Below are 20,646 nucleotides of genomic sequence, written 5' to 3'. Positions count from 1 at the left end.
AATGCCCGAGCCGCCCCCTTAATCTGCGGGCATCGGGCTGGCGGGTCCGAATCTTGTCCGGAGTTGTGTGATGCGTGATGCCGAGCCTACGCCCGTGCGACTGGCGGATTACCGCGCGCCCGATTGGCTGGTGGACACTGTCCACCTCGACATTTCGCTTCATCCGACCGCAACCCGCGTCGTCTCGCGCCTAGCCCTGCGCCGCAATCCGGCCGGCACGCCTGATGCCCCTGTGAAGCTTGACGGTGACGGACTGACCCTGTTGCGATTGGCCATCGCGGGCACGCCGATGGCCGGCGGGGCCTATGAGGCGACCCCCGACCACCTGCTCATCCCCCATCCCCCTTCCGACAGCTTTCAGTTGGAAGTGGAGACGCTGGTGGACCCTACCGCGAACACGCAATTGATGGGGCTCTACCGGACCAGTGGCACCTATTGCACCCAGTGCGAGCCGGAGGGTTTCCGCCGCATCACCTATTTCCCCGATCGGTCTGATGTCCTGTCAGTCTACACCACGCGGATCGAAGCCGACCGGGGGGAGGCGCCCATCCTTCTCGGCAACGGCAATCTGGTGCGGAACGGCCCTGTCGAAGGCTCAAGCCGCCATTATGCGGTCTGGCACGACCCCTGGCCGAAGCCGAGCTATCTGTTCGCCTTGGTGGGCGGGCAACTCGCCAAGGTGCCCGGCCATTTCGTCACCGCGTCCGGGCGGCCGGTGGAACTCGGCATCTATGTTGAGATCGGCAAGCAGGACCGCGCGGGATACGCCATGGACGCGCTGAAACGCTCCATGCGCTGGGACGAGACCGCGTTCGGCCGCGAATATGATCTCGACGTGTTCAACATCGTCGCCGTGTCGGATTTCAATATGGGGGCGATGGAGAACAAGGGGCTCAACGTCTTCAACGACAAATACGTCCTGGCGACGCCCGAGACCGCCACGGACGCCGACTATGCCAACATCGAAGCCATCATTGCGCACGAATACTTCCACAACTGGACCGGCAACCGCATCACCTGCCGCGACTGGTTTCAGCTCTGCCTGAAGGAGGGGCTGACGGTCTTCCGCGACCAGGAATTCTCCTCCGACCAACGCTCCCGTCCGGTGAAGCGCATTTCTGACGTGCGCCTGCTCAAGGCGCAGCAGTTCACCGAGGATTCCGGCCCGCTCGCGCACCCCGTCCGCCCGGAAATATATCGCGAGATCAATAACTTCTACACAGCGACCGTGTATGAGAAGGGCGCCGAGGTGGTGCGCATGCTGAAAACCCTGCTCGGGGGCGAGGGCTTCCGGGCCGGCATGGACCTCTACTTCACCCGTCACGACGGGGACGCCGCAACCATCGAGGATTTCCTCGCCTGCTTCAGCGATGCCACAGGGCAGGATCTCTCCCATTTTGCCCTGTGGTACTCGCAATCCGGCACGCCCCGGCTCGAGGCGACCGGCAGCTATGACGCTGAGAACGGTACGTTCCGGCTGGATGTCACGCAATCCACCCCGCCCACGCCCGGCCAAAGCGAAAAGCGGCCGCTGGTGATCCCCCTCGCGCTCGGCCTGGTCGGCCCAAACGGGCACGACATGCCCCTGGTCCTGGAAGATGGGAGCAAGGTGGACCATGGCGTGGTGGAGGTGACGGATACGACACAGAGCTTCGTCTTCACCGGCCTCGGGGCCCGCCCCGTAGCTTCGCTGAACCGGGGCTTCTCGGCGCCCATCAATCTCTCCAGCAATCTGTCCAGCGAGGATCTGGTGTTCCTCGCAGCGCACGACAGCGACCCGTTCAACCGCTTCGACGCGATCCAGGCGCTGGCGCTGGATCTCATGAAGCGGGGCGCGGCCGGAGACGGGCTTCCGCCCGTGGATGCGCTGATCGATGCGGCTCGAAGGGTGTTGGAAGACCCTGCCCTCGACCCCGCCTTCAAAGCTCAAGCGCTGGCCCTGCCGGGGGAAAACGAAGTTGCGCGCGAGATCGGCACGAACGTCGACCCGGACGCCATCTTCGCAACCCGCAAAGCGTTGCGCCGCGCGCTCGCCACGGCGCTGGCGGAGGGTTTCTCACAAACCTATGCAAGCTTTGCCGACCAGGGCCGATATTCCCCTGACGCCGCATCCGCCGGGCGGCGCGCGCTCCGCAACCTGTCATTGGACTATCTGACCCTGCCGGCGACCCGGGAGGCACTGGAGCGTGCTCACGGGCAGTTCAGCACCGCCGACAACATGACCGACCGCTTCGCCGCGCTCGCCGTCCTTGCCCAGCACGATGCGCCCCAACGCACGCAGGCATTCGCGGACTTCTACCGCCGGTTTGAAAGCGATCCGCTGGTCATCGACAAGTGGTTGAGCGTGCAGGCGCAGATCCCCGAAGCCGCGACGCTCGAACGCGTCCAGAACCTGACCCTTCTGCCGGTTTTTTCGATGTCCAATCCAAATCGCGTGCGGGCTCTCATAGGCGCCTTCGCCACCGGCAACCCGACGCAATTCCACCGGACGGACGGAAAAGGCTACGACTTCCTGGCGGAAGTCGTGCTGAGCCTGGATGGAAAGAATCCGCAGCTCGCGTCGCGCATGCTCTCCGCCTTCAGGACATGGCGTCAGTTGGAGCCAGTTCGTGGGGGCCTTGCGGAGCGTGCGTTGCGGAAAGTCGCCGATGCGCCCGGGCTGTCGGATGACGTCGCGGATATCGCACTTAGATCGCTTGCTTGAGGGCATTTTGGCGGGTTCTGGGCACCACTACCCGCAAAAACGGGATAATGAGATGCGGTTTTGGTATATTATCCGGACGGGTGCGTGAGCTTAGGTTGCAGTGCATCAAACGAGCCGGTCCCGCCGGCCCGATGCACAAAGGACCAAGACCATGCGTTACATTGCAATCGCCCCGCTCGCTATCGCCGCTGCGATGAGCTTCTCCTCGTTCGCGATGGCAGACGAGTATACCACTGCCCTGAACAAGGACAGCTACGCCGTCTCCGCCATCTCCGCCGCTCAGGAACGTGCAAGCGCCCCCCTCGGTTATGCCGCTCCCGCATCGTCCCACGCGGCCCAGGTGAACGCGATCTTCCCGGCTTCAAACGTGAGCAATGCGGATCGGCTTGAGCTGCACCTCGGCGACCGTGGCATCGGCAACAACTGAGCCCATATGAAAGCCTAGACCGACGCGGCCGCCCGGGCGAAAGACCGAGGCGGCCGCGCCGTCGTATCATAGGGCCGAGCAGCCATGGCACGCTTTGACGATGTGGAAGTATTTCTGCGCGTGGTGGAACGCGGCAGCTTCAACGGGGCGGCCGAGCAACTCGGACTTCCCTCGACGACCGTCAGCCGCAAGGTGAAGGCGCTTGAGGATCGTCTCGGCGTCCAACTCCTGCACCGCACCACCCGCCGCGTCTGGCCCAGCGAGGCGGGCCACACGTATTATCAGCAATGCGTCGAGGCGATCGCAGCCTTGGAGCGCGCCGATGCCTCTGTCCGCGCCCTGACACAAGAGCCGGAAGGGCCACTGAAGGTGCTCATCACCTATGCGCCCGCCATCCTGATCCTCGAACCTGAACTTGCCGAATTCCGCAGACGCTACCCCAAGGTGCAGCTACACCTCACCCTGGACAGCCACCCGCTCGACCTGATCGAGCATGGCTTCGATGTCGGTGTGCGGTCCAGTCCCATGCGGGATTCCAGCTACCATATCCGCCGCCTGGGGGGGCACATGCTCACCTTGATGGCGAGCCCCTCCTATCTGGACGGCGCGGGCCGCCCAACCCATCCGCGCGACCTCGAACATCATGAATTGATCGCGGTGCGCCACGGGCCGGGACCGCTGAGTTGGGAGCTGGAAGGCCTGGGGGAAACCCACTCTCTCAAGATAACGCCCCGGCTGGTGACGAATGACCCGATCCTCGCGCTGCGTCAGGCGCTTGCCGGTGCGGGCATCCTGATGCTGTCGAAATGCCTCGCGCGCCGGCGCATCCAGGCGGGGGAACTGGAGGACGTTCTGCCGGACTGGCATCGCGCCGAGCCGCTGGATACCTTCGCCCTCTTTCCCGCCCGCGCAACCCTTGACCTTAAGGTCAGGGTGTTCGTGGACTTCATGGTTGAGATCTACAACAGGTGGTCCCGGCCCGACGACAAGGCCGTGGTACCGCTCGGCCAGCAGGCGCAGCTCGAGAGGGCTTTTGAACGCTGATTTTGCCTATTTTTTTACGTCTTGACTCCCGTCGACTCTAGACAGCACCCCCCCGATTCGATTCCAATCGACCTTGATTCGGGGAGATGCGGCACGTCCCTCCAAGTCGAGCGACGACAGGTTAGGTGAAGCGGGGCTGCTTCACCGACCGGGGCACTGGAGGATACCGGCGATGGCACGCGCCAACGCTGCGAGCGCTGGCGTGCGCGGTCAAGCCATAGGTGGATTGGCAAGATCGGTTGCACGCCCTGCCTACCAGCGGCTCGTTGAAGCCGAGCCTTTTCTGCGCCGTATCGTCCCCGCGCTCATCGTCACCTTTCTCGTGGTCATCGGCATCGGCGCCATGGTGCAGGTCCACGGCCACCGGCAATCCGTTCTGGACAATGCCAAGGACGACCTCTCGCTCCTCGCCCTCGCCACCGCCGAGGGACTGTCCCAGCGGCTCGGCGGAAACGCTGCCCGCGTTCAAGCGGCGCTCAATGAGGCTTTACCCCCACGCGCCACGCTCGGCGGACGGCGGATTTATGTGACCGACCCGAACGGGCGCGTTCTGGCGACGGTGCCCGAAGGGCGCAAGCCGGTGGCGAGCCTTGCCGACATACTGGATCCCTCGCAGCCGCTCTCGGTCTTCGCAGAACGGGCCGGCGTGCTGGAAGTGCCGGTGGCGGACGAACCCTCTCTCGCCACAGTGCGCAACCTCAACGCGCCGCTCGGTCAAATCATCTATGTGCAGCCGGTGTCGCGCGCGCTGGCGTCCTGGTCCGACACCACCACGCTCACCGTCACGCTATTCACGACCACCGGCGCGGTGCTCCTGATCCTCGGCTTCTCGTTCCACTGGCAGGCAAGCCGGGCGCGCGAGGCGGACCACATCTACGACACGGTGCGCATGCGCATCGACACCGCGCTCAATCGCGGCCGCTGCGGCATGTGGGATTGGGACATGGCGCGCGGCCGCATGTACTGGTCCGACACCATGTTCGAGATCCTCGGGTTGGAACGACGCGACGAACTGCTCTCGTTCGGCGAGATCGCCAATCTGGTTCATCCGGACGATGGAAACCTATACGAGCTGGCCCAAGAACTGGCCGAGCGTCCCGGTGCCTCTGTGGACCGGGTTTTCCGCATGCGCACGGCGCGCGGCGATTTCGTGTGGCTGCGCATGCGCGCCGAAGTGGTTCAGCAGGCGGGCGAAGACGGCCCGCACCTGATCGGCATCGCCATGGACGTGACCGAGGCCCAGCATCTGGCGGAACGCACCGTCACCGCCGACACCCGCCTGCGCGATGCCATCGAGAGCATCTCGGAGGCGTTCGTGCTGTGGGACAGCCAGAACCGCCTCGTGCTGTGCAACTCCAAATTCCAGACCCTCCACGAACTCCCCGACGATGCCATCACCTCAGGCACGCCGTTCGACACCATCGCGGCGGTCGGCCGACACCCCGTGACCCGCACCCCGCTGAAACCCGAGGACAAGCCCGAGGAGGGCTCGCGCGCATTTGAGGCGCAGCTGTCCAACGGCCGCTGGCTGAAGATCGCCGAGCGCCGCACCAAGGACGGCGGTTACGTCTCGGTGGGCACCGACATCACCCCGCTCAAGCGCCATGAGGAACGCCTCATGGACAATGAGAAGCGCCTGATGGCGCTGGTTGCCGACCTGCGCAAATCCCAGCAGACCCTGGAGCATCAGGCCCAGCAGCTTGCCGAACTGGCGGAAAAATATTCGGAAGAGAAGAACCGCGCCGAGGACGCCAACCGCGCCAAGAGCGAATTCCTCGCCAACATGAGCCACGAGTTGCGCACGCCGCTCAACGCCATCATCGGCTTCTCGGAGATCATGGAGAGCGGCATGTTCGGCCCGCTCGGTTCAGAGAAATACGCCGAATATTGCAACGACATCAAAGGCTCTGGCACCTACCTGCTCGACGTCATCAACGACATCCTCGACATGTCGAAGATCGAGGCGGGGCGCATGCAGCTTGAGCTGGAAAACCTGCGGCTGGACGAGATCGTAGCGGATGCCATGCGCGTCATGGCGCTGAAGGGCGCGGAGAAGAAGCTCGACATGACCGCGGAGGTCAGCGAAGGGCTGGCGCTGCGCGGCGACAGGCGCGCGCTGAAGCAGATCCTCCTGAACCTGCTCTCAAACGCCGTAAAATTCACGCCAGATGACGGTCGCATCTCGGTGCGGGCGCGCGTCAATGGCGGGGCGGCGATCATCGCCATCGAAGACACCGGCATCGGCATTCCCCGGCACGCGCTGGCCAAGATCGGCCGGCCGTTCGAGCAGGTAGAGAGCCAGTTCACCAAGACCTACAAGGGCTCGGGCCTGGGCCTTGCGATCGCGAAATCCCTCACCGAACTGCACGGCGGCGCCATGCGCATCCGCTCCACCGAGGGCGAAGGCACCAGCGTCGTCATCCGCCTTCCGCTGGACGCGGGCGAGGCGAACGCCAATGAGCAGTTCACGCTGACGGCGGTGGTGTGAGGGGCGTCAGTTCGGATCCCGCAGAAAAAAACCGCCCTCATCGGTATAGTCGACCACTTTACCGTCAAATTTTCCGTGGTCCCGCTCGGTGACAAAGTAAATCAGCGGTATGCCGTCCACATACTGCTGCGCCCAGGCAATTTCTGGAAGCTCGGATTCTCCATAGAAACCAAGCATAAGCTGCTCGAAGGGCCGGCCGGAATCAGGGACATATTGAGCCCAGGCGACCGAAAGCACGCCCGGCGGATCGTTGACATTCGCAATCCATATATCTCGCAGAATGCTGATCCCGCGTTTGGCTTCATTGGAAAATCTAAAATTAATTGGAAGGATATCATCCGACATCATCGTCTCCGATTTAGTTGTCGTTCAACAATTGCCCGTGAGAAACACCCGAAGGAAATACGACGTTCTGGCAGCGCGCTTTGTTTGGGCCTGGGACAATAACTAATCCAAACCTAAATCTATAAACGCACCTCCTGTTTCCGTTACTACCAATTTCAGACACGAGTCTCCCAATATCCAATTGCGAAATCCAGTGCTGTGGTTCCGCTTCTCTCGTACTAGGCCCCACGCCCGGCACCCTGGTTTCCGAGCCGCCTACGCCAACCCATTGCCCGCCCCCGCTTGTTCCGGCAGGAGCCCTCGGCTGATCCCGGCTATATTTAAGATTGTGAATGTACTTCAGCAGCTTGATCTCAAACTGCCACGCGGCCAAATTGCTTGCCATCCGCAAGAACATGGTCCGTTCTGACCGGCTGAATGACATCGGCACCTCCAAATTCACGAACACCAAGATATAGGATTTTTTTCCTAAATCAATATCTACCTGCTCCGGCCACGGAAAACCGATCCCATGCCGACCCTCCTGCTGAAGAATGCGCTCGTCGTCACCATGGACCCCGAGCGGCGGGAGCTGGAGGACGCCGGGCTTTATGCCGTCGATGGCGTGATCCGGGCGGTGGGGCCGAGCGATACGCTGCCCGCCACCGCCGATACGGTGCTGGACCTTAAGGATCACATCGTCCTGCCCGGCCTCATCAACGGGCACCATCACCTTGACCAGACCCTCACCCGCAACCTGCCCGCCGCGCAGAACACAAATCTGTTCCGCTGGCTGACGGCGCATTACAGAATCTGGGCGGCGCGCACGCCGGAGGCGAGCCGCACATCGACCTTGGTGGGCTGCGCCGAGCTTGCGCTTTCCGGCTGCACCACCGTGTTCGACCACGCCTATGTCTTCCAGAACGGATGCCGGGTGGACGACCAGATCGCAGCCGCCGCCGAGATCGGCGTGCGCTTTGCAGTCTCGCGCGGGTCCATGTCGCTCGGCCAGTCCAAGGGCGGACTGCCACCGGACGATTGCGTCGAGGACGAGGATGCCATCCTCGCGGATTGCGAGCGCGTCATCTCGCGCTATCACGACGCCAGGCCCGGCTCGATGACGCAGATCGTGCTTGCGCCCTGCTCGCCCTTTTCGGTGACGGCGGAGCTGATGCGCGAGAGCGCGGCGCTGGCCCGCAGGCGCAAGGTGCGCCTCCACACCCACCTCTGCGAAACGCTGGACGAGGAACGCTTCACTCTGGAGTGCTTCGGCAAGCGGCCGGTGGACTACATGGCGAGCCTCGACTGGCTGGCGGACGATGTCTGGTATGCCCACGCCATCCATGTGAACGATGCTGAGATATCCGCCTTTGCCCGCGCCGGTGCCGGCGCCTGCCATTGCCCCTGCTCCAACATGCGCCTCGCCTCGGGCATCGCTCCGGTCATGAAATATCGCAAGGCCGGGGTGAAAGTCGGCATCGGCGTGGACGGGTCCGCCTCCAACGACGGCAACCACATGCTGGGCGAAGTGCGCCAGGCCATGCTGCTGGCGCGTCTTAAAATGGGGCTGCGCCCGCCTGAGGGGCCCGACACCGATCTCTCCACCTCCGACCCATCCCGCGACGCGGAATGGATGACCGCCCGGCAGGCGCTGGAACTGGCGACGCTCGGCAGCGCGTCTCTGCTGGGGCGCGACGACATCGGGTCTCTGGCGGTGGGAAAAATGTGCGATTTCTTCGCCCTGGACCTCAACGCACTGGGCTTTGCCGGTGGGTTGAGCGATCCGGTCGCCGCCGCCCTGTTCTGCGCGCCCCAGTCATCGCGTGTCACGGTGGTGAACGGCCGCGTGATCGTGCGCGACGGGCAGATCGTCACCTTGGACATGCGGCCGGTGATCGCCGAGCATAATCTCCACGCGGCGCGGATGGCGCTGGCGGGAGGCTGAAGCGGCCCTACCACGCCCCTTCGAGAATGCGGATGAAGATTTCCCGCACCTTGGCCTGGGTCTCGGCAAGGTGCGCATCCAGCGTGGGAAAATCGGGAAGCTGACCGGCCCGTGCAAGCAGAGCTTTCAGCGCGGCGCTCACCTCGCCGGATAACGCGTGAGCGTCCAGCGAGAGGCGCAGGACTTGGGTGAGATCCTGATAGAGCTGGCACGCCGCACTCAGCACTTCGATGTCCTCCGCCGGCAGCAGGTTTAGCCAGCCGGCCACAGCCAGGACGCGGGCGGTGGAGGTGTCCACCAGTTCGGGATACTGCGCGCCGCACACCAGCACGAGATATTGCGCCAGGAACTCCACATCCACCTGCCCGCCGGCCGCGTGCTTCAGGTTCCAACGCTTGTCGTCGCCCTTCTCGGCGGCGATGGCATGGCGCATGTCGAGGATGTCGCCCGCGATGCGACGCTGATCGCGCGGGCGGGCCAGAACCTGAGCGATTGCCAGTTCTACGCGCGCGCCGAACGCCTCCCCGGCCGCGACCACGCGGGCACGGGTGAGCGCCATGTGCTCCCAGGTCCAGGCCTCGTTGAGCTGATATGTCTCGAACGACGTCAGGCGGGTCGCCACCGGCCCCGAACGACCCGAGGGACGCAGCCGCAGGTCCACGTCATAGAGCTTGCCCGCATTGGTCAGGCTGGTGAGCGCGGTGACGAGACGCTGGGTCAGCCGCGCGAAATATTGCGCCCCATGCAGCGGGCGAGGCCCGTCAGAAGATGGGTCGGCATCCGGGTCGAAATCATAGAGCACGATGAGGTCGAGGTCGGAGCCCGCCGTCATCTCGCGGCCGCCCAGCTTGCCCATGGCGATGACCGCCGTTTCGGCACCAGCGATCGTGCCGTGCTGCTCGCGGAACCGCGCCCACACCCGGCGGTGGAGCGCGCGGATGATGACCTCCGCAAGCGCCGCATAGGCCTCGCCCGCACGCTCCGCCGGCAGTGTGCCAGAGACGATGCGCACGCCGATCAGCACATGCTGCTCTTGGCGGAAGCGGCGGGCAGCATCGAGCTGGTCCTCGTCGCTGGCGGCCTCATCCAGCAGCGCCTCCAGGCGGCGCTCCAGGGTAGGGCGATCAGGCAGCGTGTCGAAGAACGCGGGGTCGAGCAGTGCGTCCATGAGCGAGGGGCGGCGCGCCAACGTCTCGCCCAGGCGCGGCGCTGCGGTGAGCAGGGTCGTCAGCAGCCGCAACAGGTCGGGATGGCGATGCAGCGCGATGAGAAGCTGCGGCCCGGACAGTTCCGCCATGAACTTGTCCATGGCGATCATCGCGCCGTCAGGATCGCCGCCGCGGGCCACCTGCTCAAGGATCAATGGAACCAGGGCCGCGAGATTTTCGCACGCCGGGCTGAAACGCAGCACGCGATGATTGCCGGAGAGCCAGCCGCGCACGATGGCGCTGGCGCCGGGCGGCTCACGAAAGCCCAGCCGGGCCAATTCCGCGAGCGTCGCCTTGTCGTCGTTGGCGGGCGGGAAAAGCAGCTGGCATTCGAGCGCGGCGGGCCGCGGGGCATCCTCGAACAACTGGGCGTAATGGTGCTGCACCCGCGTCAGGCGCTCCACCAGGGCGGCCGCGAAGGCATCGCGGTTCGCATAGCCCATGAAACGGGCAAACGGCTCCAGCGCCGCCCTGGGCTCCGGCAGAGTATGGGTCTGCGCGTCCGCCACCATCTGGATGCGATGCTCGACCCGGCGCAAGAACAGATAGGCTTCCGCAAGCTCATCCCGCACAGGCGAGGCGATCCAGCCATCGCGCACCAGCGCGTCCAGCGCGCTGAGCGTGCGCGGCGAACGCAGGTTCGGGTCGCGCCCCCCAGCGATGAGTTGCTGGGTCTGGACGAAGAACTCCACCTCGCGGATGCCGCCGCGCCCGAGCTTCACATTGTGGCCTTCCACCGCCACCACGTCGTGACCCCGGAAGGCATGGATCTCGCGCTTCATGGCATGGACATCGGCGATCGCCTGATAGTCCATGACCCGGCGCCAGACGAACGGCAGAAGGTCGGCCAGGAAATCTCTGCCCACGTCCATGTCGCCGGCCACCGGGCGCGCCTTGATATAGGCGGCGCGCTCCCAGGTGGCGCCCTCGCGCTCATAATAAGCGAGCGCGGCGGCGGTGGAGAGCGCGACCTGGGTGGAGCCGGGATCGGGCCGCAGGCGCAGGTCAACGCGCAGCACATAGCCGTCCCCGGTGCGCTCCTGGAGCATGCGCACGAGCGCGCGCGCGATCTTCACGAAGAAGGGGGAGGGTTCAACGTCCGCGGCGAGTGGCGCCACATCGCGGTCGTAGACCAGGATCAGATCCACATCGGAGGAATAGTTCAGTTCCCGCGCGCCATGTTTGCCCATGGCGATCACGGCGAGGCCACAGCCCTTTGCGGGGTCGGCGGCGTCCAGCGTCAGCAGGCGGCCCGCCCTCGCCGCCTCTGCCAGCAGGAAATCAAGCGCGGCTGAGATCGCGGCGTCGGCCAAATCGGTCAGGGCCGCCGTCACCTGCGTCAGATCGAAAGCGCCGCCGATATCGGCAAGCGCGATCACCAGAGCCGCTTCAGCACGCATGCGCCGCAAGGCCGTCATGGCCGCAGCCTCATCCGGCGCGGCGCGCACCTCGGCGCGCCCCTGCGCCACCAGCGCGGCAACCCGATCCGCAGGGGGATCCGACAGCGCACGCAACAGGCGCGAGGGATCGACGCGGATCAGCTCCAGCAGGAAGGGAGACCCCTCCGCCACCCCAAGCAACCCCTGGCGGGCGAGAGGAAAGGCGGAAAGGCTCGCCTCGACCGCCTCGCGGCTTGCCGGATCAAGCCGTTCCAACACCTGAGAGAGTTTCAGTGCAGCCGCATCGGCATCGGCAATAACGGGCGCTTCCCGCATCAGGGATGCGAGGCCGTCACGCGCGAATGAGTCCGGTGGAGTTGAAACAGGCATTGCTCCCCTAAAGGCACAAGGCCGCACTATTGCGCAAGCCCTTCCGGGCCGCGCGCGGGCAGCCGGAGCGAAACCCGAAGGCCCGGCGCGGCGTCCGAAATGTCCAGGCTGCCGCCATGCAGCCGCGCGACGGCGGCCACCAGCGACAGGCCGAGGCCGGACCCGGGCCGGGAGCGGCTGGCATCCAGGCGCACGAAACGCTCCACCACCCGCTCGCGATCCCCGGCGGGGATTCCCGCTCCGGCGTCCGCCACCGCGAGCACCGCCGTATCGCCCTCGCGGCGCAGGGAAACCGTGATGCGGCCGCGCCCGCCATCGGGCGGCAGGCCGTATTTAATGGCGTTGTCCACCAGATTGGACAGTGCCTGCGCCAGCAGTTCGCGCACGCCGTGCACGCTTATCGCTTCGGCCTCCACGGTCAGGTCAAGGCCCTGCTCGTCGGCCAGCGGCTCGTACAGCTCCGCGACATTCTCCGCGATGTCCTTCAGGTCGAGGTCCACCATGGTGTCGCGCGCGTGGCCCGCTTCGGCCCGCGCGATCATCAGCAGCGCATCGAAGGTGCGGATCAAGCCGTCGCTTTCCTCGATCGTGGTCTCCAGCGCGGCGCGCCATTGGGTCTCGCTCGAGGCCCCGCGCAAGGCTTCCTCAGCGCGGTTGCGCAGCCGCGTCAGCGGCGTCTTGAGATCGTGGGCAATGTTGTCGGAGACTTCCTTCAGCCCGACCATGAGCCCCTCGATGCGGTCCAGCATGGTGTTGAGGGAGTGGGCAAGACGATCGAACTCGTCATCGGTGCCATTCACCGCAAGCCGGCCGGAGAGATCGCCGGCCATGATGGTCTCCGACGTTGCGGTCATGGAATCGATACGCTTCAGCACGCGCCGCGTAACGAACACGCCGCCGACCACACCCAGCACCAGGATCAGCACCAGCGCGCCCTGCGCCGGGCGCACCACGAGTTGGCGAACCGTATCGCGCTCCTCGATATCGCGCCCCACCAGCAGCCGGTATCCCCCCGGCAGCAGGAACACCTGCACGAACGCCAGATTTTCCTTAGCCCCAGGCTCGTCGGACCGGCGATAGGGCGTGAGGCGTGTGCCCGAACTGTCCAGCAAGCCGAGCGGCAGGTCCGAGACGTTCGAGGCCAGAACCTCACCGCCGAAATTGACCAGGAGGTAGATGGACGATCCTGGCCGCCGCGTGCGCCGGTCGATGGCGAGCACGAGCCGCTGGATGCCGCCCATGCGGTACTGGTCGGAGAGAAAGCGCACCTCCCCGGCCACGTTCTCCGCCACCTGCACCTCGATCAGCTGCCGCGTATGCCACGCGACATAGCCGATCATGAAAAGCGCGAAGAACGCAAACACCAGCAGATACGCCGCAAGCAGCTTGAACGCGGTGGTGCGGATCAGGCGGGAGATATTGGAGGGGAGGAGTTTCATCGCAGAGTTGCCGCTCCCTCTCCCGCTTGCGGGGGAGGGTTGGGGAGGGGGCAGGCGCAGAAGAGGAGATCGGCGCAATCCATGGCGGTCGCGCTTTCCCCCTCCCTATCCCTCCCCCGCAAGCGGGAGAGGGAATTATGCGCAGTGCCCCTCACCGCAGACCTTCACGCACCATGTAGCCGGCGCCGCGCACGGTGTGCAGCAGAGGCACGTCGAAGCCCTTGTCGATCTTCGAGCGCAGGCGGGAGACGTGGACGTCGATCACATTGGTCTGCGGGTCGAAATGATAGTCCCACACGTTTTCCAGCAGCATGGTGCGTGTCACCACCTGCCCGGCGTGGCGCATGAGATATTCCAGCAGCCGAAACTCGCGCGGCTGGAGCGGAACATCCTTGCCGCCGCGGCTGACGCGATGGGCGAGCCGGTCGAGTTCCAGGTCGCCGACCTTGTAAAGCGTGTCGGCCGACTGAGGCGCGGCACGGCGCGAGAGGGCTTCGACCCGCGCGAGTAGCTCGGTGAAGGCATAGGGCTTGGGGAGATAATCGTCGCCGCCGGCCCGCAGGCCCACCACCCGGTCGTCCACCTGGCCGAGCGCGGAGAGGATCAGCACCGGGGTCGCCTCACCGCGCTTGCGCAATTCCGAGACCACGGAGAGCCCGTCGCGACGCGGCAGCATGCGGTCCACGACCAGCACGTCGTAGCGACCGTCCAGGGCGAGGGCGAGGCCCTCCTCCCCATCGGCGGCGTGGTCCACTACATGGCCGGCCTCGCGGAAGGCCTTTCGCAGATAATCGGCCGCGTCCCGGTCATCTTCGATCAGGAGAAGGCGCATGGCGAATTCGTCACCCGTGCTGAGAAGGTCGCTCATGCTTGTATATCCCAAACCTTTACAGCCCTTTGGGAAAAGAAACGCGGCGCGGAAGGCTTTGCGCCCTCCGCGCCGGAAACACCTTGGCTTTGCATTGGGCGATCATCGCCAGGGCTCTATTGAGCCCGGCGCCTCCGAGGGGAGGTCGCCGGGAAGAAGCGGGCTGTCCCCCAGCCATCCCGCCGGAGCGGGCGGCCGGGACTGTGCTCAGCCCGCCTTGTCGGCCAGCGAGACGGCGACGAAGCGCACGCCCTGCTCACCCTTGATCCGCATCAGCACCGCCTTGCGGTTCTCAGCCTTGGCGGCGGCGAGGCCGTCGCGCACGTCGTTGGCATTGGAGACCGCCTTGCCGCCCACGTCGAGGATGACGTCGCCGGAGCGGATGCCGCGCTGGGCAGCCGCGCCGTTCGGATCGACCTCGGTCACCACCACGCCCTCGGAACCGGCGCCCTGCACCGATTTGGCCGGAGCAAGCTGGAGGCCGAGGCGCGGCACGTCGGTGCCGGGCTTCTGCCCACCGGCCTTGTCTTCAAGGCTCGCCTGCTGATCGGTGGGAAGCTGCTCGAGCTTCACGTCGACATTCATCGGCTTGCCGTCGCGAATCACCACCAGGGCAACGCTGGAGCCGGGCTTCATCATGCCGATGCGGCGCGACAGGTCGCGGGCGTCCTTGACGGTCTCGCCGTTGAGCTTCGACACCACGTCGCCGCTCTTGAGACCAGCCTTGGAGGCCGGGGTATCGGCCTGGACCTGGGCGATCAGAGCGCCCTGGGCATCGGTGAGGCCGAGGCCCGAGGCGAGATCGTCGGTCACCGGCTGGATCTGCACGCCGATGTAGCCGCGCGCCACCTTGCCGGTCTCGCGGAGCTGGTTGACCACCGTCTTCACGGTCTCGGACGGAATGGCGAAGGCGATGCCCACGTTGCCGCCCGAGGGAGAGACGATGGCGGTGTTCATGCCGATGACTTCGCCATTGAGGCCAAAGGTCGGGCCGCCGGAATTGCCCCGGTTCACCGCGGCATCGATCTGGAGGAAATCGTCATAGGGGCCGGCGCCGATGTCGCGGCCGCGGGCCGAGACGATGCCGGCGGTCACGGTGCCGCCGAGGCCGAACGGGTTGCCGACCGCGATCACCCAGTCGCCGACACGCGGCGTGGCGTCCGAGAGCTTGACCCACGGCAGATTGGTCTTGCCCTCGATCTTCAGCAGCGCCACGTCGGTGCGCGGGTCGGTGCCGATGACCTTGGCGGTGTATTCCTTGCCGTCGGTGGTGGTGACATCCACCTCGCTGGCGCCGTCGACCACATGGTTGTTGGTCACGACATAGCCGTCGGCGGAAATGATGAAGCCGGAGCCCTGGCCCACCACGCGGCGGCCGCCCTGCTCACCGCCACGCTGCTGCGGGCGCTGCATCTGGCCGCCCTGCCCGCCTTCAAAGCCGAAACGCTTGAGGAACTTCTCGATCTGGGGCGGGACGTCGCCACCACCGAGCGGGCCGTCCTCGTTCATCGCCATGCCCTTGGCGTCCATGTCCTTCTTGATCTTCACCGACACCACCGCCGGGGACACCTTCTCCACCACGTCCGCGAACGAATTCTGGCTCGCCGACTGGTTGGTGGTGATCTGCGCGTTGGCGGAGGTGGAATAGGGGGGGATGAACTGGCCGGCGACGATGCCGGTCATGGCGAGACCCACCACGCCAGCAAGCAGGGCGGCGCGGCGACGGCGGACATTGGTCGAGGGGGAGGTGAAGCCGGTCATGAGGATCTTCGTCTCTCTGGTTTTATCGCCCCACTGCGGGGCTGCCTTGAGAAACGATCCTAGAGACCACTTTGTTACAGCCGGCTGGCTGCAAGATTACCGATCTGTAAGGCGCGTCACGCCTGCGTGAGAAGTGTAAAAACAACGGTAACAATGGCTCAGAACGCACCCCCGCAGCGACGGGCGGGAGCGCCTGAGACATATCTTTTGCCCGCGTGAAGTTTAGGTCGGCTCGAACTTCACCGCTTCCAGAAGTTCGCTTCCCTTGCTCAGGTAGCTCCGCTGAAAGGCGTCGAACTGCTCGGGAGTTTCGGTCACGGGCTCGATACCGATCTTTGCCAGTTGACCACTTTCCGCCAGCGCCCGCACCGCCTCGTTGATGTCCGCATTCAGCGTCTTTACCAACGCAGGCGGCATGTTGGGTGGTCCCCAGACCCCATACCACGAGGACATGTCGAGGCCGGGCATTCCGCTTTCGGCGGCGGTCGGCACGTCGGGCGCGAGACTGCTGCGCTTCTGTGTGGTGAGCGCGATGCCTTTGACATTCCCGGACTGAACGTAGGGAAGCAGAGCGAGCACGGGATCGATCATGAGCTGCACATTCCCACCGGCCACGTCGGTCAAGCCCGGCGCTGTTCCGCGATAGGGAATGACATCGAGATCGAGTTTCGCGAGCCGGTTGAACTCAAGCGTTGCGAGGTGTCCCGGAGAGCCCATCGCGGAGGCCGCGAAGTTCCAGTCCTCCGGCTTCTTGCGGGCACTGGCGATGATCTCGGTGATCGTGGTTTGCGGCCGTTTCGGCGACATCACCAGCATCATGGGCGCTTCACCGGCCCGGACAATCGGCGTGAAATCTGCGATGGGATCATAGGGCGCGCTCTTCATCATGCGGGCGGCCATCACCTGCGTCCCCGCCGAGAACAGGATGCTATATCCGTCCGGATCGGACTTTTTGACCGCATTGCCCCCGAGCGTCCCATTGGCACCGCTGCGGTTGTCCACGACGATCGTATAGCCCTTGAGATCCCTCAGCTTCTGCCCAATCAGCCGGGCGAAGACATCGACGCCGCCACCGGGCGCGAACGGCACCACAAGTTTGATGGGGCGGTTGGGATAGTCGTTCGGGCCAGCCCACAGCGCAGATGGGGCAAAGGCCGCGCCAATAAACAATGCCGAAGAGATCAGCAAATCTCGCCGCTTGAACATCGCTTCCTCCATTCGCCCCGAATTCTTCCGGATGGCGGTTCATTTTGTTATTGCATCATCATCTGTGCGCTGACCTGTGTGTCCGCGCCGATGCCGGACCGTTTCAGCGGCCGGCGAATTTGAAATGTCCACACCGATCCGTTCAGACGGCATCGCCGCCTGAACGGAAAGATTATTGGTATCCGATCAGGCCGCGAGCGACTCGGCGAGGCCCAAAAGGCCCGACGCCTTCACGGCGGCGCGAATTTCCACGTCGGCGGCATCACCAAGCGGCTTCAGCGGCTCGCGGATGTTGACGTTGTCGATGAGGCCACGGGCGCGCAGGGCGTGCTTGAGAGCAACGGTGCCCTCCATGTGCGAGCCGCGATGATAGACGGCGCGTGTCAGGGGCAGCAATTGGTCATGATACTTGCGGGCGAGCGTATAGTCCTGCGCCTTGCCTGCCTTGAGGAACTCGATCAGAAGCTCGGGCGCCATGTTGCCATAGCCAACCAGCAGGCCGTCCACATCGAACATGGTGGGCAGCAGCCACTCGTCGTGGCAGGACATGATCGCGAGGTTCGGGAAGGCGTTCTTGAGAGCGGGAATTTCGTCATACCAGCGCTTCATGTCGCGCACGCCGTTCTTGGTGGCGGTGACGCCAGGGATCGCGGCGATATCGAGCTGGGTGGCGAGGTCGTAGTTCGCCTTGGTCACAGCCGGATACTGGAACAGGATGCACTCGAGGCCGGACTGTGCGACCGCCTTGTAGCGATCCTGCGGGGCGCCCTTCTGATAGCCGAAGCGAAGCCAGCCGTGGTTCGGATAGACCAGCGCGGCGCTCGCGCCGGCATCGATCTTCTCCCGTGCTTCGATCTCGGCCACCCGCGTGCCCTCGCCCGTGATGCCGGCAACCACCGGCAGGGGCGTTGCGTCCTTGTAGACGCGGATGAGTTCAAGCTGCTCGTCATGGGTCAGGAACGTGCCCTCACCCGCATGGCCCAGGATGACCAGGCTCTTCACGCCGGGGATCGCCGCAAGCCATTTGGCGAGCCGCGCATTGCCGGTGAAATCAACGTCGCCGTTGTCCTTGAACAGCGTAACGGGGGCGGGATTCAGTCCCTTCCAGTCGATGGCCATGTCTCTTCCTTCCTTGGGATCGGTCCGGCCGTTGGTGGCCGGCCCCGCCTCCAGTGATCCTTGATATGGATCGTTAGCGGGAACGTTCCCATAATTGTCCTTGTGCATTCCCTCTGTCAACCGTTTAAGTGTGAGAGGCGGGAATTAGAGAGAGCAAAGCGTGTTGAAGGATGACGAGACACCCGAGCGGCAAGGGCGCATTACGATTCACGATGTTGCCGCAGCAGCAGGGGTTTCCAAATCCACCGTGTCGCGGATTCTTGATGAGCGCCTTCCGCGCTCCGAGAACGAAACCGCGCGGCGCGTCCGGCAGGTTGCCGTCAACCTGGGCTATGTCCGCGACGTCTCGGCAGCAAGCCTGCGGCGGGGACAGACCAACACGATCGGCGTCATTGTCCCGCGCCTCACCGACACCGTGATGGCCATGCTCTATGAAGCACTGGCCCGCGCTTGTGCCTGCTCAGGTCGCTTTGCCATCGTTGCCACGACTGACGATGAGCCAAGGGCCGACCGCATCGCCGCCAAGACGCTGCTGCAAAGGGGGGTGGACGGCCTGGTCCTTTGCACCGCGCGCGACGGGGACGATTTCGCTCAGGAACTCACCGATCGGGGCGTGCCGTTCGTGCTGGCGCTGCGCAGCGACGGAAAGAGCCTGTCCTCAGTGGGAGATGACGCGCTTGGCGGCTATCTCGCCACGCGCCATCTGCTCGATCTTGGGCATCGCCGCATCGGCATCATTGCCGGCCCCAGCTATGCCTCCAGCAGCCGGACACGGCTGGAGGGCTACCGAAAGGCGCTGGCTGAAAGCACCGGCGCCACCGATGCGGAACTGGTGGTCGAATCCACCTTCGGCATCGATTCCGGGGCGGATGCCGCGGAACGGCTGATGCAACTCGCCGCGCCGCCCACAGCCATCTTCGCGGTCAACGACAACACCGCCATCGGAGCGCTTTCGGCGCTGACGCGCATGGGACTGCGGGTGCCGTCGGACGTCTCGCTGGTGGGCTATAATGACATTCCGATCGTCAGCCGCCTGCCGATCGCTCTCACCACCGTGCGGGTGCCGTTCGATCAGATCGCCGCCGCCGCTCTCGACCTGCTGATGCAGGGGGCGACCACCGAAAATTCGCGATTCCGCATGGCCATGCCCACCTTGATTCCGCGCAAATCGACCGCCCCGCCCCAACACAGCCCCCCTCGCGGATGAGGCATCGCGTCGGATGCAGATACAGGGCGTCAGGACGCCTTGAAGTCGACCATCCGCCCCTCGCGGAAGATGCAGGTGACATTCCAGAAGGCCAGCGCGCTTCCCGGCTTCTGAATCTTGAAGGACAGGCTGACGGATTTCGGATCGCTGCCCGATACGTTGTTCGTCGCCAGCCGCTCGATGGGGTAAGGGGGGCTCGCCTTGGCCCGTTCGATGCACAATTGGCTGGCGAGACCGTCCGCCACGTTCGGGGGCGGCTTGACCGGCGCCTGGGCTGCGGGCGCGGGACCATTGCGCTGGGCGTCCAAGGCGGCGAGGCAGTTGAAATAGGCTTGCGTGCCCGGCGATGCGCCCCAGGCGACGCACTTGTCCATGTCGGTCTGAGCCCAGGCAACGGTGGAGGCCAGAAAACCCGCCACGCCGCAGCACAATCCGATTCCAACCGTCCGTTTCATCAGGCCTTGCCCCCCAACTTGGTTTTAATCTTCCCGCGGCTTGCCGGAGAGGAGCGCGGCGACCCGCGCCTCCTCCAGCTTCGTCAGCGGTTCGAGCGCCACGACGTCCCTGCGCCGCCGCACCCCCATCCAGGCGAGCACGCCGCCCAGGATCAGCACCAGAACCGGCGCGCCCCAGAGCAGGGCATTGCGCCAGGAAAACACCGGGCGCATCAGCACGAACTCGCCATAGCGCGCAACTAGGAAATCCAGCACCTGGGTGTCGCTATCGCCCGCCTTCAGTCGGTCGCGCACCAGGATGCGCAGATCGCGGGCCAGCGGGGCGTCGCTATCGTCGATCGACTGGTTCTGGCACACCATGCAGCGCAGTTCCTGCGACAGCACCCGCGCCCGCGCCTCCAGCGCCACATCAGGCAGCACCTCGTCCGGCTGCACCGCAAAGACGGGCAACGCCGTCACGAGCAGACAGGCCGCGAGAAGGGCGGGAAAAAGGGCGCGTGCCGATTTCATTCCGCCGGCACCGCTGCGGGTGCGCGCTTGCGGGCGGGCTTGGGGGCGCCGACGCGCAGGCGGCGGTCGGCAAGCGACAGCGTGCCGCCGACTGCCATCACCAAGGCGCCGAGCCAGATCAGCGTCACCAGCGGCTTCCAGGTGGCGCGCACCGAGACATGGCCGTCCGGCG

General features: G+C 65.1%; 15 protein-coding genes. 6 read left to right on the top strand and 9 right to left on the bottom strand.

The window, feature by feature from the left end; all coding sequences use genetic code 11:
* The first annotated feature begins 70 nt into the window (after positions 1-70).
* The 4 genes from pepN to ADADO0_RS10555 all read left to right on the top strand — a co-directional run bounded on the left by pepN (position 71) and on the right by ADADO0_RS10555 (position 6,663).
* Positions 71-2,704, top strand: a complete 2,634-nt coding sequence (gene pepN, locus ADADO0_RS10570) for an aminopeptidase N (protein WP_511305102.1) — start codon at positions 71-73, stop codon at positions 2,702-2,704.
* A gap of 151 nt (positions 2,705-2,855) precedes the next feature.
* Positions 2,856-3,131, top strand: coding sequence for a hypothetical protein (locus ADADO0_RS10565; protein ID WP_511305101.1), 276 nt, complete (start codon positions 2,856-2,858; stop codon positions 3,129-3,131).
* 84 nt (positions 3,132-3,215) lie between these two features.
* Positions 3,216-4,175 (top strand): LysR family transcriptional regulator, encoded by a 960-nt coding sequence (locus ADADO0_RS10560; protein WP_511305100.1) that lies wholly within the window; start codon positions 3,216-3,218, stop codon positions 4,173-4,175.
* Positions 4,176-4,347: 172 nt separating this feature from the next.
* Entirely contained in the window at positions 4,348-6,663 is a 2,316-nt protein-coding gene (locus tag ADADO0_RS10555) for an ATP-binding protein (protein ID WP_511305099.1), read from the top strand.
* Between the two features lie 6 nt (positions 6,664-6,669).
* Here the strand turns inward: ADADO0_RS10555 and ADADO0_RS10550 are convergent, their stop codons facing one another.
* On the bottom strand, positions 6,670-7,008 hold the full coding sequence (locus ADADO0_RS10550; RefSeq protein ID WP_511305098.1) for a hypothetical protein: 339 nt from the start codon (positions 7,006-7,008) through the stop codon (positions 6,670-6,672).
* A gap of 511 nt (positions 7,009-7,519) precedes the next feature.
* On the opposite strand from ADADO0_RS10550, the gene ADADO0_RS10545 reads away from it, so the two are divergent.
* Positions 7,520-8,932: an 8-oxoguanine deaminase gene (locus ADADO0_RS10545; RefSeq protein ID WP_511305097.1), complete on the top strand. Its 1,413-nt coding sequence runs from the start codon at positions 7,520-7,522 to the stop codon at positions 8,930-8,932.
* 7 nt (positions 8,933-8,939) lie between these two features.
* Here ADADO0_RS10545 and ADADO0_RS10540 read toward each other — a convergent pair whose 3' ends face one another.
* The 6 genes from ADADO0_RS10540 to ADADO0_RS10515 form a co-directional block, all read right to left on the bottom strand.
* Positions 8,940-11,909 (bottom strand): bifunctional [glutamine synthetase] adenylyltransferase/[glutamine synthetase]-adenylyl-L-tyrosine phosphorylase, encoded by a 2,970-nt coding sequence (locus tag ADADO0_RS10540; protein ID WP_511305096.1) that lies wholly within the window; start codon positions 11,907-11,909, stop codon positions 8,940-8,942.
* A gap of 26 nt (positions 11,910-11,935) precedes the next feature.
* Positions 11,936-13,348 (bottom strand): sensor histidine kinase, encoded by a 1,413-nt coding sequence (locus ADADO0_RS10535; protein WP_511305095.1) that lies wholly within the window; start codon positions 13,346-13,348, stop codon positions 11,936-11,938.
* 151 nt (positions 13,349-13,499) lie between these two features.
* Positions 13,500-14,216, bottom strand: coding sequence for a response regulator transcription factor (locus ADADO0_RS10530; protein ID WP_511305094.1), 717 nt, complete (start codon positions 14,214-14,216; stop codon positions 13,500-13,502).
* Between the two features lie 207 nt (positions 14,217-14,423).
* A complete protein-coding gene (locus ADADO0_RS10525; protein ID WP_511305093.1) occupies positions 14,424-15,977 on the bottom strand; it encodes a Do family serine endopeptidase in 1,554 nt (517 codons plus the stop codon).
* A gap of 222 nt (positions 15,978-16,199) precedes the next feature.
* Positions 16,200-17,183 carry a Bug family tripartite tricarboxylate transporter substrate binding protein gene (locus ADADO0_RS10520; RefSeq protein ID WP_511305092.1) on the bottom strand — a complete coding sequence of 328 codons (984 nt, stop codon included), beginning with the start codon at positions 17,181-17,183 and terminating at the stop codon, positions 16,200-16,202.
* Positions 17,184-17,369: 186 nt separating this feature from the next.
* Complete coding sequence (locus ADADO0_RS10515; RefSeq protein WP_511305091.1) at positions 17,370-18,302, bottom strand: dihydrodipicolinate synthase family protein; 933 nt, start codon at positions 18,300-18,302, stop codon at positions 17,370-17,372.
* A 163-nt stretch (positions 18,303-18,465) separates the two neighbouring features.
* Here ADADO0_RS10515 and ADADO0_RS10510 point away from each other — a divergent pair, with 163 nt between their 5' ends.
* Positions 18,466-19,509, top strand: coding sequence for a LacI family DNA-binding transcriptional regulator (locus ADADO0_RS10510; protein ID WP_511305467.1), 1,044 nt, complete (start codon positions 18,466-18,468; stop codon positions 19,507-19,509).
* Positions 19,510-19,538: 29 nt separating this feature from the next.
* Here the strand turns inward: ADADO0_RS10510 and ADADO0_RS10505 are convergent, their stop codons facing one another.
* The gene (locus tag ADADO0_RS10505; protein ID WP_511305090.1) at positions 19,539-19,964 is read right to left on the bottom strand and encodes a hypothetical protein; all 426 of its coding nucleotides are present in this window, start codon (positions 19,962-19,964) and stop codon (positions 19,539-19,541) included.
* Between the two features lie 24 nt (positions 19,965-19,988).
* Complete coding sequence (locus ADADO0_RS10500; protein WP_511305089.1) at positions 19,989-20,474, bottom strand: cytochrome c-type biogenesis protein; 486 nt, start codon at positions 20,472-20,474, stop codon at positions 19,989-19,991.
* Positions 20,475-20,646: the final 172 nt, after the last annotated feature.

The sequence above is a fragment of the Aquabacter sp. genome (genome assembly GCF_965279295.1).
In the GTDB taxonomy this organism is placed as follows: domain Bacteria; phylum Pseudomonadota; class Alphaproteobacteria; order Rhizobiales; family Xanthobacteraceae; genus Aquabacter.
The sequence above is the reverse complement of the archived record's forward strand: the minus strand, read 5'-3'. Positions and strand labels throughout refer to the sequence as shown.

What these genes read in the sequence shown, in the direction of transcription:
- ADADO0_RS10525 (WP_511305093.1), bottom strand. Translation starts at nt 15,977, where the DNA reads ATGACCGGCTTCACCTCCCCCTCGACCAATGTCCGCCGTCGCCGCGCC.
- ADADO0_RS10515 (WP_511305091.1), bottom strand. Translation starts at nt 18,302, where the DNA reads ATGGCCATCGACTGGAAGGGACTGAATCCCGCCCCCGTTACGCTGTTC.
- ADADO0_RS10555 (WP_511305099.1), top strand. Translation starts at nt 4,348, where the DNA reads ATGGCACGCGCCAACGCTGCGAGCGCTGGCGTGCGCGGTCAAGCCATA.
- pepN (WP_511305102.1), top strand. Translation starts at nt 71, where the DNA reads ATGCGTGATGCCGAGCCTACGCCCGTGCGACTGGCGGATTACCGCGCG.
- ADADO0_RS10535 (WP_511305095.1), bottom strand. Translation starts at nt 13,348, where the DNA reads ATGAAACTCCTCCCCTCCAATATCTCCCGCCTGATCCGCACCACCGCG.
- ADADO0_RS10545 (WP_511305097.1), top strand. Translation starts at nt 7,520, where the DNA reads ATGCCGACCCTCCTGCTGAAGAATGCGCTCGTCGTCACCATGGACCCC.
- ADADO0_RS10540 (WP_511305096.1), bottom strand. Translation starts at nt 11,909, where the DNA reads ATGCCTGTTTCAACTCCACCGGACTCATTCGCGCGTGACGGCCTCGCA.
- ADADO0_RS10505 (WP_511305090.1), bottom strand. Translation starts at nt 19,964, where the DNA reads ATGAAACGGACGGTTGGAATCGGATTGTGCTGCGGCGTGGCGGGTTTT.
- ADADO0_RS10500 (WP_511305089.1), bottom strand. Translation starts at nt 20,474, where the DNA reads ATGAAATCGGCACGCGCCCTTTTTCCCGCCCTTCTCGCGGCCTGTCTG.
- ADADO0_RS10560 (WP_511305100.1), top strand. Translation starts at nt 3,216, where the DNA reads ATGGCACGCTTTGACGATGTGGAAGTATTTCTGCGCGTGGTGGAACGC.
- ADADO0_RS10520 (WP_511305092.1), bottom strand. Translation starts at nt 17,183, where the DNA reads ATGTTCAAGCGGCGAGATTTGCTGATCTCTTCGGCATTGTTTATTGGC.
- ADADO0_RS10565 (WP_511305101.1), top strand. Translation starts at nt 2,856, where the DNA reads ATGCGTTACATTGCAATCGCCCCGCTCGCTATCGCCGCTGCGATGAGC.
- ADADO0_RS10550 (WP_511305098.1), bottom strand. Translation starts at nt 7,008, where the DNA reads ATGTCGGATGATATCCTTCCAATTAATTTTAGATTTTCCAATGAAGCC.
- ADADO0_RS10530 (WP_511305094.1), bottom strand. Translation starts at nt 14,216, where the DNA reads ATGAGCGACCTTCTCAGCACGGGTGACGAATTCGCCATGCGCCTTCTC.